The organism is Acinetobacter sp. IK31, from assembly GCF_035615195.1.
Classification (GTDB): Bacteria; Pseudomonadota; Gammaproteobacteria; order Pseudomonadales; family Moraxellaceae; genus Acinetobacter; species Acinetobacter calcoaceticus_C.
This window is the reverse complement of record NZ_JANBOB010000002.1, coordinates 271137-287173: the sequence shown is the minus strand read 5'-3', so window position 1 is coordinate 287173 and position 16037 is coordinate 271137. Positions and strand designations below refer to the sequence as shown.

The window sequence follows — 16037 nt, the reverse complement described above, 5'->3', positions numbered from 1 at the left end:
AAATTATTTTTTAACAGGGGTAATATCAAGATACTGCCAGTTCGTATTCATTATTGGATGAGGTTTAAATCCCTGAACTTGCGGCTGTACCAACCAGTTACGAAGTCGAGTTACATGAATAATCCACGGATTGTCAGCTTCAATCTGGCGGTTAAGCTTTTCATAATATGGTAGACGTTGTTGGGGTGGCAAATGAGTGACTTGTTTATAAAGAGCGTCATAAGTTTTAGACTGGTAACAAGCATGGTTTCCTTGCCCCGCGTTTGGACCATAAAGTAATTGTGCAAAATTGTCTCCTTCAGGATAGTCAGCAATCCATGCTCCACTCCAAATCATATATTTACATTGAGTTGCAGCTTTTAAGTTATCTGCAAAGTTACTCACCTTGAAGTCAGCGCGAATGCCAATGGCATCCAGATTTTTTTTCCAGAGTTCAGAATGAATAACCGATGCTGAGCTATTTTCATTATTAATTTTTAAAACCAAAGGTTTCCCGTTTGGTAAGTTTCGGTAACCATCAGCCCCTTTTTTATAACCATAATGATCAAGTAGTTTATTGGCTAATAGCGGATTGTATCCTACGCTACTTCTGTACTTCGGGTTATATCCATTTACACCTTCAGGTATAAACATTTCTGCTCTAACAGCTTGCCCTTTGTAAGCCTGTCTTATACTTTCTTTTTGATCATATGCCAAAGTAATTGCTCGACGAAGAGCGATCTTGTCTGGGCTAAAACCACCAATCACCGGATCACGCATGTTCATCATCGTATAGGTAATTTCAGGTTCTTTATTAGGGAAATGCTTAATTCCTTTTTTTTGAAAAGATGCTTTAAGTTGTCCCTTATCTAAAGCTTGAGGAACTGCATTCGCAGTAAGTCTATCAAAATCCAATTGACCAGACTGAAAAGCTAACCATCGTGACTGTTGCTCTTCAATAATACTGACTACAACTTTACCAATTTGCGGCATTTTCTTACCGCTCATTTCTTTAACAAGCTGATTATCCCACGGCGTTCCTGTTGACTTAAAATTCCACACGAAACCCCGATAATCAGGATTGGCAACCAGCTCGACCTTACTTCTTGGTACATATTTGCTTAACATGTAAGGTCCAGTACCTACTGGATGCATGCCGATACGGTCACCATAATAATCGACAACCTCTTTAGCAACACCACCAAATGTAATATAGGCAAGAATATAAGGAAAATTAAAGTCTTGCCGAGTTAAAGTAAGTTGTAGAGTATATCGATCAAGCGCTTTCACTCCTGCAATGGGTACAGCATAATCAAATTTTCCAGTTTTCTTTGCCTTAGCTACAACCGCATCGGCACCTAACAATTTCCCATCAATGAATGAAACAGAAGGTGCCCTATTTTCAGGATCTAAAATGCGTTTAATTGCATAAACATAATCTTCTGCCACAAGCTCGCGACGTTTACCTTTAAAAGCAGGGTCATTGGTGAAATAAATACCTGGCTTAATTTTAAATGTATAAACTTTACCGTCTTGTTCAACCTGAGGCAGACTTTCAGCCGTATAAGGAACTAACTGCACAGGACGAGCTAAATAATCATATTTAAGTAAAGGCTCGAAAATGGCTTCTGCAATACTGCCACTATAAAAATTGGTGGTTTTAACCATGTCAAAACCATCATCAGGTGCTTCATATGCAACATGTAATATTTTGTTTGGTTGTGCAGGCGTTTGGGCGAAAGCACAAGAAACTGATGTAATAGCCAGACTTAAAATGGCGAGCTTAAAAATTTTTAATTTCAAGTTCCTACCTACTTAATTAATATTTTAAAGATATTATCCTTTTGAGTAACATCTAAATCCGCATAAGAAAAGTTCTTTCTCAACGGACTACTTTCTTCTTTGTAAATTATTAAATGTTTTATTCAATCTTTTATTTGATCAAATGGAAAAATCTAACAATAAAATTAGAAAGCTGTAACTATCTAATATAAAGCGAATTTCATGCCATATTTTATGATCAAGAATAACCTATATAAAAATATTTAAAATTTACATCTTTATTAGGCACTTAAAGCTGATTGGAATATATAAACAAAAGTAAGTTTTTGCCAAATATTATATTTATATAACTTATCCATTATTAACCTATAATGCACAATTAAAAGTCATAATTGTTTCATTTTAGCTCAAAATTTTTTTATAGTTTAAATAGAAAATCTCCACATATACAGCTGATTTATCTATAAAAAGTAAAACTCAAAAGAAATGTTACATTATACAATTACATTTTAAAAAGTTCTAAAAAGATACAAAAGTAAAAAATAAATACATGAACAATCCAATAATGATTATTTTTTATACAAATAATTTTGGAACTTTTAGCCAACATAGAAAAACTTACCAAATGGAAAACTTTTTAGACATAGATAAAACTCTAAATCCTCATCACAACCATAATAAAATCAATATTTATCAACATTTTGCATAAGCTAAAAAAAGAAAAATATATAGTTGGCACTTGCTTTGCTTAGACACTTTTCAGCAATATCGCTAACTACAACAAAAAGGGATCAAATCCACGATGAAAAAAAAATACAATGTTCGATCTCAGGTAACCCCCAAGATCGGCAAAACAATTCTTAAATTAAGCACCCTTAGTTTAAGCATGATGTGTCTTACCCTGGCACAAGCAGCAGAAACAGAACAATCCAGCTCAGATGATAAACCCGTCAAAGTTGTAAAAGTTGCTGTAACTGGCTCATCAATTAAAGGAGTTGCAGCTCAAAGTGCTTCACCCATTACTATCGTAAAAGTTGATGAAATTTTAAAACAAGGGGTAACAACAACCGAAGAGGCTTTAGCAAAGATTAGTGCAAACCAATCGAACTTTGTGACTGCCAGCAACGTTGGTACAAGTAAAACAGCCGGTTCGGCGGCAAACCTTAGGGCTTTAGGCGCCAATAAGACACTTGTTTTACTGAACGGTCGACGACTAGCTGCAAATGCCTATGATAGCGGTGTCACAAACTTAAATATTATCCCACTCGCAATGTTAGACCGTATTGAGGTTTTACGAGATGGTGCCTCTTCCATTTATGGAACAGATGCAATTGGCGGGGTAATTAACTTCATTACCAAAAAGCAGTTTACAGGACTTAATCTGACCGCAGGCTATCAAAAACCAGAACAAAAAGGTGGTGAACAGCAAGACTATAGCATCTTTGGCGGCTTTGGTGATTTAGACGAAAATGGCTATAACGTTTTTGGTGTTGTCGACTATCGCAAAGGCGATGATGTCATGGCCAAAGACCGTAAAGTTAGTCGGCGTGGAGGTATATTACCCGAATTAGGTGTCAATAGAACCAGTAGTGGTTCATTCCCTGCCAATGTCCCAGGTCTAGGTAACCCTTACGCATCCACTGGTTGTGGTAATAACCCTCTTAATAGTAACGATGATGGAACTTGTCGCTATAACAGTCAAGCTGTGATTGGAATTGTTCCAAAAACAGAAGACATCTCAGCTATGGGCCGAGCTACATTTAAACTAAATGATAATTTTAACGCGATTGCAGAATATTTATATGCAAGAAGTGAAGTCACTACTTCAGTTGCGCCAGATGTATTTTTTGACCTGACGCTTGACTCTAGTAGTAAATATTATCCAGGAAATGGCATAACTCCAGCTTTAGCAGGCGCTAAGGGAACTATCCCTCTATATCTGCGTTCACAATCTGGTAACCGTATTAGTAATAGTATTAATCAATCACATAGATTGTTTGCTGGTATTGAAGGTGAAACTCATGGTTGGGATATTAACTCAGGAGTTACCTATGCACATAGTAGTGCCTCGGATGCTCTCGTAAGTGGCTATTTAAACTATGACAAAACTCAAGAAGCTTTAACCAATGGCACATTAAATCCGTTCGGACCTCAAAACCCTGAAGATGCGAATGCGTGGAATCAATTAGGGGTAGAAGGTAAATATTTAAAAGCCAACCTAGATGCGACTACTGTCGATTTCACCGCAAGTCGACCTATATTTAAATTACCAGCTGGAGACGTCGGTTTTGCAATTGGTGCAAGCTATCGTTATGAGGATTGGACTTCAAAAGTTATGGCAGATATTGCCCGTGTAGCTCCAAGTGCAGGTAGCGATCCAGATGAGCCAGAAAATAATGGTGATCGTAATATTAAATCGGTATTTACCGAATTTCATATCCCCCTTCATAAAACTTTAGAAGCTCAAATTGCTGCTCGTTATGATGACTACAACGATTTTGGCGATACGTTTAATCCAAAATTTGCCCTTCGTTGGGAACCTATTAAACAGTTAATGTTCCGTACAACTTATAGTACTGGTTTCAGAGCCCCAACACTTTGGGAAGTGAATGGTCCAAATTCAGTCACCAATACAGGTGCGTCATATGATGATCCAGTACTTTGCACGGGTGGCGAGGTACAACCAGGAGGGAAAAAAGAACGCGATTGTAATATGCAATTCGACAGACAAAATGGGGGCAATAAAAGTCTTGATCCGGAAGAATCAAAGTCTTTTACTGCTGGCTTAGTGTTTGAACCAATTAAAAATTTAGCCTTTACTCTCGACTACTTCAATATAGAAGTTGATAAGCAAATTGCTACTCTTTCAGAAACTGCTATTTTTGACGATCCAGTGAAATATGCAGACAAATTTGTACGTAATCCGGATGGTTCATTAGATTATATTATTACAACACAACAAAATTTAGGTGGAATTAAAACCTCAGGTTTCGATGTCGGCTTAAGTTGGGTTTCACCAATGACTGCGACAGGTCGTTTTGGTTTCAATATTGATGGTACATATATAACGGACTACAAATATCAAGCCGAGCCAGATGGCGAATGGAAAGGCGTTGCTGGGTCATATACCGGCTTAGACTATCAATCTATTATTCTGCGCTGGAAACACACTGCAAACCTAAATTGGAATTATGAAAACTGGGCTTTAAATCTACAACAAAACTTCTCTCGCGGATATCAAGATCAAAACTCTAATGATCAAAACCATAGAGTTAGTGACTATACAACATACAACATTTCAGGCACTTACAAAGGCTTTAAAAATCTAGAAGTGACCGCTGGTATTAAAAATATGTTTGATGAAGACCCTCCTGCTTCTAATGTAATTGATAACTTCCAAATGGGATATGACCCACGTTATGCAGATCCTTTAGGGCGTACGTACTTTGTCCGAGGTACCTATAAGTTCTAAATGGTTGTTCTGCAAATATAACTCTCAACAGTTAGTTTGCAGAACAAATACTCACTCTTAGCCAAACAGTCATTTAAAAAATTGTTTGTCTACAGTTTCAGGAGTAACTATGGGCATGACTTTTACAGACATAGAAAATAAATCTGCAAAGCGCCTTATTGGTATTGCCGCAGTACTTTTTCTGCATCTTATTGTTGCCTATATTCTGATGTCAGGTTTAGCAAACAATATTCAAAAACCAGCAGAAAAGCCTGTGGAATTACAAATTATTCAGGATATTAAGCCTCCGCCTCCTCCAAAACCAGAGGAGCCCAAGCCTAAGGAAAAACCGCCTGAGTCACCCAAAATGGTAGAAAAGGTTGCCAAGGTTCCTGAGCCAGTGAAACAGGTCGAAAAAGTGACGCCTGTACAAAAAACTACTCCGGTAACTCAACCGACAAAAGTTGCTACCCCAGCTCCTGCCGCACCTAACACTCCATCACCTAGTCCAGTTGCAGCACCGGCTCCAGTGGCTGCTGCTGCACCTGCACCAAAACCAACTGGTGTAACTCGCGGTGTTTCGGAAGGTTCTGCTGGCTGCGAAAAACCGGAATATCCACGTGAAGCATTGATGAATGAAGAACAAGGTACGGTACGTATACGGGTACTTGTAGATACTTCCGGAAAAGTCATTGATGCGAAAGTAAAAAAATCGAGTGGCAGCAAAATTTTAGATAAGGCGGCAACGAAAGCCTACAGCTTATGTACGTTCAAACCAGCAATGAAAGATGGCGTGCCTCAGCAAGACTGGTATGAACTTGAATATCCATTTGTAATTGAATAAATAATTGAATTAGCAAGAAATTAAAAATATTGGAGATAATATGATGAAAAAATCAACTCAACCGCTAGTACGTTTCGCTTCTGCAAGTCTAATCGCAGCTTGCTCTTTACTTCCATTAAGCTCGGTTTTTGCAGAAGAGACTAATACTCCCGTTGCAACAGCAACCACTGAGACAACTTCGAATGCTGCAACTCCTACTCCACCACCAAAGCCTGCAACTAGCGAAACTGTTAAAAATCCTTATGGCCTAGAAGCGCTTTGGCGTGAGGGAGATTTAGTCGCTAAATCCACTTTATTTATATTAGTGCTGATGTCGATTGGTACTTGGTACATCATTGTCTCGAAATTTTTACAGCAAGCTAAAGTAAAGCGCCAAGGTAAAGAAGCAGAGAAAAGTTTTTGGGAAGCAACTTCACTAGATAATGCAGCTGATAATTTAGAACAAAATAGTGCATATCGCTTTATTGCAGAAAAAGGCATTAACTCAACCAAATCACACGGCGGCTCTTTACTTGAGCGCATTGACTTTAATACATGGGTGAGCATATCAATTCAACGTGCAATTGAAAAAATACAAAATCACTTAGGCGGTGGCTTAGCCTTTTTAGCAACTGTGGGTTCGACCGCACCATTTGTTGGTCTTTTTGGTACGGTTTGGGGAATTTATCATGCATTAACAGCCATCGGAATTTCAGGTCAGGCATCTATTGATAAAGTTGCTGGCCCAGTCGGTGAAGCTCTCATTATGACAGCGATTGGCCTCGCAGTTGCAGTGCCTGCTGTACTTGGTTACAACTGGCTGACTCGCCGCAATAAAGCTGTGATGGAAAATGTTCGTTCGTTTGGTTCAGATTTACACGCGGTTTTATTAAGCGGAGAAATTAATACCAATAATTCAGTTAACCGCAGCATTAAATAATCAGGAGCAAACATTATGGGTATGAGTGTTGGCTCTGAAGATGATGATGAAATGATTGGCACAATTAACACGACGCCTCTCGTGGATGTCATGTTGGTTTTACTTATTATTTTTCTTATTACGATACCGGTAGTTACACATACGGTTCCAGTGAAACTGCCAGAAGAAAAAAATACTCCGTACGCAACTATGCCTGAAAATATTCAACTTTCTGTGAACAAGCAAGGAGATATTTTTTGGAATGAAAGCTATGTGCCTAATAAAGAAATATTGCTATCAAAGCTTCAAGTAGTTGCACAAAAAAGGCCTCAGCCAGAAGTTCATATTCGTGGAGATCAACTTACTCATTTTGAGGCAATAGATCAGGTCATTAGCACCACTAAACAAGCTGGTATTGGCAAAATTGCCTTTGTTACTGCCCCTCCAGCCTCCCAGTGATTACTTTAAGGAGAATTTCATGGGTATGAATGTCGGCTCAAATAATGATGATGACGTGATGTTAGAAGTCAACATGACACCTCTTATTGATGTCATGCTGGTACTCATTATTATGTTTATTATTACCATACCTGCGCCAAACAACGCGATTAATATTAATTTGCCAAATGGCACACCGCCACCAACAAATGAAAAGCCACCTGAAGTGATTGATGTGCGAATTGATGCTGCAGGCAAAGTATTTTGGAATAACCAACAGGTTTCTGACCGCACCGCACTAGAGACTTTATTTCAAGGTGTTGTTGCCAAAAAAGATCAAGACCAGATCAAACTCAAACCTGACCAAATGGCTGAATATAAAAACGTAGCAATGGTCATGGCTACAGCACAGCGTTTAGGTGTCATTAAAATTGGTATAGTGAGTAATAATTAAGTCATAAATTTGATTTATTCTTCCAAATAAAAAAGCCTCCGAAGAGGCTTTTTTTATACTAGGTTAAGATTAGTCACCTGTATAACCTTTTAACTTTAAACGAGCAGCGTGTAGTAACGGCTCAGTATAACCAGAAGGCTGTTCACAACCTTTGAAGATGAGGTCAGAAGCTGCTTGGAAAGCAATATTGGTTTCAAAGTTAGCTGCCATTGGCGTATACAATGAATCATTTGCGTTTTGCTCATCAACAATTTTTGCCATGCGTTTAAGCACTTCTTCAACTTGATCACGAGTCACAATACCGTGACGCAACCAGTTCGCAACGTGTTGAGAAGAAATACGTAATGTTGCACGATCTTCCATTAGGCCGACGTTATTAATGTCTGGAACTTTTGAACAGCCTACGCCTAAATCAACCCAACGCACAACATAACCTAAAATACCTTGGCAGTTATTTTCAAGTTCGTTATTAATCTCTTCTGCTGACCAATTTGTCTCAGGTGCAAACGGTGGAGTCAACAAATCATCTAATGACAACATTTCTTCAGCTTTTAAATGATCTTGACGTGCTTTTACATTCACTTGATGGTAATGCATTGCATGAAGTACTGCACCAGCTGGAGATGGAACCCAAGCACATGACGCACCCGCATTTGGATGTGCAGCCTTAGTTGCCAACATATCTTTCATGCTATCCGGTTTTGGCCACATGCCTTTACCAATTTGTGCTTTACCTTGTAAACCACACTTCAAACCAATTGCAACGTTACGATTTTCGTAAGCAGCAATCCATTTTTGTGTTTTTACAGCTTCTTTACGAACAACTGGTGCAGCTTCCATTGACGTATGAATTTCATCGCCTGTACGGTCCATGAAACCAGTATTAATGAAGATCGTACGGTCTTTTGCAGCAGCAATACAGTTTTTCAAGTTTACAGATGTACGGCGTTCTTCATCCATAATACCGATTTTTAATGACTTCGCTGGTAATCCTAACGCTTGCTCAGCACGTTCAAATAACTCTACAGCAAACGCAACTTCTTCTGGACCATGCATTTTTGGTTTAACAATATACATAGAACCTTTACGCGAGTTCTTATTTTCGTTTTCACTACGAATGTCCGCAACTGACAACAATGGTGTTACCAATGCATCCATAATTCCTTCGAAAATTTCTTCACCATCTACCAAAATAGCTGGGTTAGTCATTAAATGACCTACGTTACGAAGTAACATAAGTGAACGACCATGAAGTTTTGTTGTGCCACCAATTAAGTTTTTAATTTCGCGGTCTTTATTTAAATCACGAACAATCGTTTTACCATTTTTCTCGATAGATTCTTGAAGCGTACCCTTCATTAAACCTAACCAGTTACGGTAACCTTCAACTTTTTCTTCAGCGTCTACTGCTGCAACAGAATCTTCTAAATCCTGAATGGTGGTTACAGCTGCTTCAAATGTTAAGTCTTTAACACCCGCTAAATCAGTTTGACCAATTGGGCTAGATGCATCAATTTCGATAATGACATGAAGGCCATTACTTAGAAGTACAACTTCTGTAGGATTCGCATCTTCACCATTGAAACCAACAAACTGAGCCTCATGAGCTAAACATGTTTTTGAACCATCTTTCAAAGTTACAACAAGTTTATTTTGCTCAATCGCATATTTTGTTGCATCTGCATGCGAACCTTGCGCAAGTGGAAAAACTTCATTTAAGAAATTTTTAGCGAACTCGATAACTTTTGCACCACGTACAGGATTATATCCTTTACCTTTTTCAGCTCCGCCTTCTTCAGAAATTACATCGAAGCCGTAAAGTGCATCATATAAAGAGCCCCAACGAGCATTTGCTGCATTTAAGCAATAACGTGCATTACGCACAGGCACAACTAACTGCGGCCCTGCCAATAATGCAATTTCTTCATCAACATTTTCAGTTGTAATTTGAAAGTCTTCAACTTCTGGCAATAAATAACCAATTTCAGTTAAGAACGCTTTATAAGCACCTAATTCAAATTTGTTGTTACGGTGCCATTCATCAATTTTTGCTTGTAATTCATCACGCTTAGCCAATAGTGCTTTATTTTTTGGGCTAAGATCGACAACAACTTGCTCAAAGTTCTTCCAGTAAGTTTCACTATCTAAACCAGAACCTGGTAAAGCTTCATTTTCGATAAAATCGTAAAGTTCCTTAGCAATCGCTAACTTGCCTTTTTGAATACGTGCAGTCATTGTCTTTCCTGAAGTTGCTACTTTTTATACCAAGAGAATCCTAGTATACCGATTTAAATTAAGCTGAATACTAATATCACATTCCTAAATAGTAAGCATTTTCCCTTGTAAAACTATTGACAAAGATAAATTTTTCTATATAGGAAATATTAAAATTCTGACTAGGATTCCCAACAATTTATTCAATATTTAAAGATACTGAAACTAGACTTTTTGTTAACAGACAAAAAATTCCACTATCTTATTTTTCTAAAGCGTATTTAGTTATATCAAACTTTGCAGCGTGAAAAAGCACTATTTAACGAAATTTATCTATTTTTGTTGTAAAAAAAGCGCCCTATATAGAGCGCTTTTCATATCTATTTTTTATGCGTTTTTAGCTTCATCAATATGACGATGTTCAGAATGCAAATATTCATCAGATTGCATTTCTAATAAACGCGAACGAGTACGCTCAATTTCAAATGCCAACTTTTCACCTTGATAAATATCAATAATACTATCTTGAGAAGTTAAAAGTAATTTTACGCCACGGTCATAAAACTCATCGACTAGATAAATAAAACGACGTGTACCTTCAGACAAGAAATCTGTTAAATGAGGAACATTACTCACCAGAACTGTATTATAAATATTTGCAATTTCAATAAAATCTGCTGGGCTACGTGGTTTAAAACAAAGTTCAGAAAACTCACACCACAACACATCTTCTGTATGTCCTAGCGTCTCAACAATACGATTATTGATTACAATAGGCTCTTGAGAATGAGCTTGTGTATGAGTTAAAGCGCTAAATCGTTCTGACATCCAGTTTTGAACTTCATTACTTAATGGCGATTTAAATAATTGAGCTTGCTTTAATACACGTAAACGATAATCCACACCTGCATCTACATTTAAAACAGCGCAATTCTTTTTAACCATTTCAATTGTTGGTAAAAAGCGGTCACGATGAATACCGTTTTTATATAAACCATCTGGTGCAATATTTGATGTTGCAATTAATGTCACGCCACGAACAAATAATTTTTGAAATAAATCACTTAGAATCATTGCATCCGTTACATTTGACACAAAGAACTCATCAAAACAAATAACGACTGCATCTTTATAAATTTGGTCAGCCACGATTTCAAGTGGATTACGTTGGCCTGAAAGCTTATTTAGCTCTTTATGAACATGTTGCATGAAATGATGAAAATGCATACGTGTTTTACGGCGAAACGGCACTGACTCATAAAATTGATCCATCAGCCAAGTTTTTCCACGACCTACTCCACCCCACATATAAACGCCTTTAGGTGAAGTTTGGCGGCGAAAACGACGGAAAGCTTTTTTAGAGGCTTTATAACGGTTTAAAAGTTCTTTCCATACGCGATCTAATTCTTGCACTGCCTGTGCTTGCGCATCATCTGCCATAAACTGGCCTGAAGCTAAAGCCTCAGCATAGCGTTCTGCTGGGGAAGAAGGTGAGAATGCGGTACTATGAGAAGATTTTAAATTTAACATATCGTTTTATTTCAATTTTAACTGATAGGAGTATAGCGAACATTTTGTTCAACCACATTAGCTTTTAGCATCAAGAATTACGACGATGATTCTTTGCCATATTGTCGAGGACTTTGTCCAAACCATCGTTTAAATGCATGATTAAATGCTGCTGGTTCAGAATAACCGAGCAATTCAGCAATAACTTCTATTGAGTATTCCCTATATTCCATAAGCTTTAATGCCTTATTCTTGATAATTTGTTCACGAATTTGCTTATAACTCGTATTTAACTGTTGCAATTGATGCCTTAATGTCCTTTCAGGCATTTTCAATGCAAAAGCAGTTTCCGCCATGCTCGGGATAATTCCTTGCTGCAATTCAAGATAATCTTGCACACATTGTATGATATGTGGAGTTTGGTGATCTTGTTGATTTAATCTTGTTATTTCTGTAATACATTTTGATTCATAAATACGATGTGTAATGATATCCGCTGAAGGGATTTTGATTTCAAGCACATCCTTGCTTAGGCTAAATGCTGCATATTTACCATTAAAGTGCACATCATCGCCGTAATATGCAAAATAGCGAGATAAAGTATCTGAGTCAGTTGGTTTTTCAAATGGAAGTTCTATACGCATAGTGGGCATTTGTAATCCCATCATCGTATAAATATCTTGAATAAATTTATAAGTTCCTGAAACTTCACATTGCGCCCGTAACTGTCCGACTTGCGTTTTCAAATCAACAGGCAAATAACTTAAAATTGTACGCTCATCAGTCTCATATAGACCTAAAGCACCAAATAAATGAGTAAGTCTTTGATATTTTATTCCTTTATTTAATGCAGTTTGAACATCATTACTTGTTACAAGCAACATAAGCAATGGTCCGTAACCCGCTAAAGCATAGTGCTGCCCAATAAATAGGCCCTTTTCAGGCTCTACATTTTCACTAATAATTTGTTGAATATCCCATTCTAAGCGATCATGAATTGTGGAACTCGGATCTAAAGCATCAACCTTAATTCCTATACCAGCCAAACGTGAGTCGACATCAATGCCTGCATTGCGCATTCCTTGAATTAAATACATTAAACCAAGTATCGACCGTTTCATTCTTCTATCAATTTCCCTAGACTCAAATGTTTTACTATAAAGACGAAAGAAAATTAATTGCCGAATCTATCAATTTTCACGTCGTTACAATCATGTTTAAACTGATCAAAAAACGTTAGTCTTGCATGCAATCCTCTTTTCAGCTTATGCAGGGTTTCCAATGCTAAACGCAAAGCAAGATACTATTCAAAAAACTAAAATCGCTATTATTGGTGCTGGATTTGGTGGCCTAGCAATGGCAATCCGTTTACTGCAAAATCAACAGCAAGACTTTATTATTTTAGAAAAATCAAATGATGTTGGTGGAACTTGGAGAGAAAATCGCTATCCCGGTGCGGCATGTGATGTTCAATCTCATATGTACTCCCTCTCTTTTGCACCCAAAACTGACTGGTCAAAACGTTACGCTGAAGCACCAGAGATTTTCCAATATATTCAAGATATTACAAAAAAATATAAGATTAAAGATTACTGTAAGTTTAACCATGATGTAACTCATGTCCAATATGATGAAGCACGTCACGTGTGGACTCTAGATTTTAAAAATCAACCTTCGATCGAAGCTCAATTTGTAGTTTTTGCATCAGGCCCGTTGCATATTCCGCAAATTCCCCATATTCAAGGCATCGAAAAATTTAAAGGTAAAGTTTTCCATTCATCACAATGGGAACATGACTATAACTTAAATGGTAAATCAGTCGCATCGATTGGTACAGGTGGTAGTGCAATCCAATATATTCCAGAAATAGCTGGAGATGTTAAGCAGCTCTATGTATTTCAAAGAACGGCAGCGTGGGTAATACCACGAGATGAACGCAAATACTCAGGTTTGAGTAAAGCATTATTCAAATCTTCTAATATTTATCGCCAAATTCATCGTAGTCGTCTTTATTGGAGTAATGAGTCACGCGTTGTACCGATTGTTCAACCTCAAATTATGAAATATGGCCAAAAGTTGGCAGAAGCTTTCATCCGCTTCCAAGTGAAAGACAAAGAAGTGGCCAAAAAACTCACCCCGGACTTTGTGATGGGATGTAAACGTATTCTTATTTCAAATAAATACTTCCCTACATTTAACCGTAAAAATGTCGAACTAATAACGCATAGCATTCAAGAAATTAAAGAAAACAGTATTATTACTAAAGATGGTAAAGAACGGCCTATTGACTGTTTAATTTACGGCACAGGTTTTATTACTGACCCACGTATTTACTTAAAACATTTCACTTGTATTGGACGCAATCAAATCGAGTTAAAACAGGCATGGAAAGATGGTGCAGAAAGTTATTATGGCATTATGACTAAGAACTTTCCCAACCTATTTCAATTAGTCGGCCCTAATACAGTATTAGGTCATAATTCGGTTATTTTTATGATTGAATCTCAAGTAAATTACATTTTACAACTGATTCAACTTGTAGAAAAGTCTGGTCAAAAAGCAATTGAGATCAAACCAGAAGTTCAAGATGCTTTTAACGAGCGGGTTCAAACTCAGCTTCAGGGGACTGTATGGCAAGCTGGAGGTTGTAGTAGTTGGTATCAATCTGCCGATGGGAAAAACTTTTCGCTCTGGCCAACCTATACATGGAAGTACTGGTTAGAAACACGTAAAGTTAATCCTAAAGATTACCTACTCTTAAATAAAAGCTCACAGAGCTATGCAGCTTAAAATGTTCGAGACATAATAGGTGGGTTAAAAACAATCCACCTATTATTATATGCAATCTTTTTATCTCATCATTCAAATTTTTTTAGCACTTGCTTCCGGCTATTTTCTAGCACCTAAACTATCTCTAAATATCCGACAGTTTATTTTCAAAATACTGCCCTATTTTTCTTATATTCTCTTAGCGAGTGTGGCTTTAGAGTTAACATTAGCACTTGACCAAATTGAGAACCCTTCTGCGATACTTCCACCAGCTATAATCATTGCACTTACCACATCTTTTGGTTCTTTTTTTACATGTTTATTGGCTTATACGATTTTTGATAAACAAAGTGTAAAAGGAAAAATCTCACTTCAACTTTTTGTAAATGCTTTAAAGAATATTGCAAAAGCCTTTCTTTCCTTAGGCATCGGGGTTTTATTAGGAGCTATTGTCACTCAATTCAACTCACATATTGCATTTAATAGTTGGTATTTATTATTACTGTTTATTTTCTTAATTGGCATTGAGCTTGCCTTTACTCACTTTAATCGTACGTGGTTAAGCTGGAAAATTTTAATTGTACCCTTAGCTGCTTTTATAGGTTCATGTATCGCCGGTTTCTTCAACTACTTTTTGCTTAACAAGCATTTTGCACTGAACGAAACATTAGCATTAGCGCAAGGTTATGGCTGGTATTCAATGTCAGGCATTTTATTTACGCAGTTACACTCGGCAGAACTGGGTGGCATCGCGTTATTAACTGATTTATTTAGAGAAATTGTTGCTATATTTTTAATGTATACAATGGGATGGCGTTTCCCACGCCCTGCTATCTCAAGTGCTGGCGCAACTTCAATGGACGTTACATTAGCAATGGTGAAACAGTCATGCGGTACACATTATGTACCACATGCCATGATGAGCGGCTTATTATTAAGCCTACTCGCCCCGCTATTAATTAGCTTATTCCTAAATTTTTAAGCAATTGAAGTAAGAATAGACTTCAACATTGCTGTTGGATCTTCTGCTTTAGTAATCGGTCGACCAATGACCAAATGTGTAGAACCATCAAGCATAGCTTGCTTCGGAGTTACAATACGTTTTTGGTCGTCCGCATTTGTTCCTTCTGGACGAATACCTGGCGTCACCAAAGAGAAGTCTTGTCCAATCAACTCGCGAAGAATTTTAGCTTCTTGTGCAGAACAAACCACACCATCCAAGCCACTTTCTTTAGTGAGTTTAGCTAAGCGCTTTACGTGCTCTACCGGTTCAACATCCAAACCAATATCTTTTAAATCTTCACGCCCCATTGAGGTCAACACTGTGACCGCAATTAACTGAGTTTGATAGTTACCTGCTTTTAAACGCTCTACACAAGTTTCCATCATTTTACGACCACCTGAAGCATGGACATTTACCATCCACACTCCTAAGTCAGCTGCTGCACAAACAGCCTGAGCGGTAGTATTTGGAATATCATGAAATTTAAGATCAAGAAAAACCTCAAAATTTTGTTCTTGAAGTTTTTTTACAACAGATGGACCTTCATGAGTAAAAAGCTCTTTACCCACTTTTACACGGCATAAAGTAGGATCAAGTTGTTCAACAATTTTTAAAGCGTCATATTGGCTTTTTGCATCTAACGCAACAATGATACTCAAGAGACTTTCTTCCATCACATAAAATCAGCGTCATTAT

12 protein-coding genes are annotated in these 16037 nt (G+C 37.5%); 7 read left to right on the top strand and 5 right to left on the bottom strand.

The genetic code is table 11. The annotated features are described in order from the left end of the window. Nucleotides 1-3: 3 nt before the first annotated feature. Nucleotides 4-1782 (bottom strand): ABC transporter substrate-binding protein, encoded by a 1779-nt coding sequence (locus MSG66_RS02230; RefSeq protein ID WP_324651921.1) that lies wholly within the window; start codon nucleotides 1780-1782, stop codon nucleotides 4-6. A gap of 781 nt (nucleotides 1783-2563) precedes the next feature. On the opposite strand from MSG66_RS02230, the gene MSG66_RS02225 reads away from it, so the two are divergent. The 5 genes from MSG66_RS02225 to MSG66_RS02205 all read left to right on the top strand — a co-directional run bounded on the left by MSG66_RS02225 (nucleotide 2564) and on the right by MSG66_RS02205 (nucleotide 7846). Beyond that, nucleotides 2564-5233, top strand: a complete 2670-nt coding sequence (locus tag MSG66_RS02225) for a TonB-dependent receptor (protein WP_324651919.1) — start codon at nucleotides 2564-2566, stop codon at nucleotides 5231-5233. 109 nt (nucleotides 5234-5342) lie between these two features. Next, the gene (locus MSG66_RS02220) at nucleotides 5343-6056 is read left to right on the top strand and encodes a TonB family protein (RefSeq protein ID WP_324651917.1); all 714 of its coding nucleotides are present in this window, start codon (nucleotides 5343-5345) and stop codon (nucleotides 6054-6056) included. 40 nt (nucleotides 6057-6096) lie between these two features. After that, nucleotides 6097-6975 (top strand): MotA/TolQ/ExbB proton channel family protein, encoded by an 879-nt coding sequence (locus MSG66_RS02215; protein ID WP_324651915.1) that lies wholly within the window; start codon nucleotides 6097-6099, stop codon nucleotides 6973-6975. A 15-nt stretch (nucleotides 6976-6990) separates the two neighbouring features. Continuing rightward, nucleotides 6991-7413: a biopolymer transporter ExbD gene (locus MSG66_RS02210; protein ID WP_324651913.1), complete on the top strand. Its 423-nt coding sequence runs from the start codon at nucleotides 6991-6993 to the stop codon at nucleotides 7411-7413. A gap of 19 nt (nucleotides 7414-7432) precedes the next feature. After that, on the top strand, nucleotides 7433-7846 hold the full coding sequence (locus tag MSG66_RS02205; protein ID WP_202742246.1) for an ExbD/TolR family protein: 414 nt from the start codon (nucleotides 7433-7435) through the stop codon (nucleotides 7844-7846). Between the two features lie 69 nt (nucleotides 7847-7915). On the opposite strand, the gene MSG66_RS02200 is transcribed toward MSG66_RS02205, so the two are convergent. The 3 genes from MSG66_RS02200 to MSG66_RS02190 all read right to left on the bottom strand — a co-directional run bounded on the left by MSG66_RS02200 (nucleotide 7916) and on the right by MSG66_RS02190 (nucleotide 12690). Then, entirely contained in the window at nucleotides 7916-10081 is a 2166-nt protein-coding gene (locus MSG66_RS02200) for a malate synthase G (RefSeq protein ID WP_324651910.1), read from the bottom strand. Nucleotides 10082-10447: 366 nt separating this feature from the next. Beyond that, complete coding sequence (gene zapE, locus MSG66_RS02195) at nucleotides 10448-11590, bottom strand: cell division protein ZapE (protein ID WP_133973845.1); 1143 nt, start codon at nucleotides 11588-11590, stop codon at nucleotides 10448-10450. A gap of 77 nt (nucleotides 11591-11667) precedes the next feature. Beyond that, nucleotides 11668-12690: an AraC family transcriptional regulator ligand-binding domain-containing protein gene (locus MSG66_RS02190; RefSeq protein ID WP_324651908.1), complete on the bottom strand. Its 1023-nt coding sequence runs from the start codon at nucleotides 12688-12690 to the stop codon at nucleotides 11668-11670. Between the two features lie 121 nt (nucleotides 12691-12811). Between MSG66_RS02190 and MSG66_RS02185 the strand changes: the two genes are divergently transcribed. Beyond that, nucleotides 12812-14359 carry an NAD(P)/FAD-dependent oxidoreductase gene (locus tag MSG66_RS02185; RefSeq protein ID WP_324651906.1) on the top strand — a complete coding sequence of 516 codons (1548 nt, stop codon included), beginning with the start codon at nucleotides 12812-12814 and terminating at the stop codon, nucleotides 14357-14359. Nucleotides 14360-14408: 49 nt separating this feature from the next. Then, on the top strand, nucleotides 14409-15320 hold the full coding sequence (locus MSG66_RS02180; protein ID WP_324651904.1) for a lysine exporter LysO family protein: 912 nt from the start codon (nucleotides 14409-14411) through the stop codon (nucleotides 15318-15320). Here the strand turns inward: MSG66_RS02180 and pyrF are convergent. Continuing rightward, nucleotides 15317-16015 (bottom strand): orotidine-5'-phosphate decarboxylase, encoded by a 699-nt coding sequence (pyrF, locus tag MSG66_RS02175; protein ID WP_042896509.1) that lies wholly within the window; start codon nucleotides 16013-16015, stop codon nucleotides 15317-15319. The genes MSG66_RS02180 and pyrF overlap by 4 nt on opposite strands. Nucleotides 16016-16037: the final 22 nt, after the last annotated feature.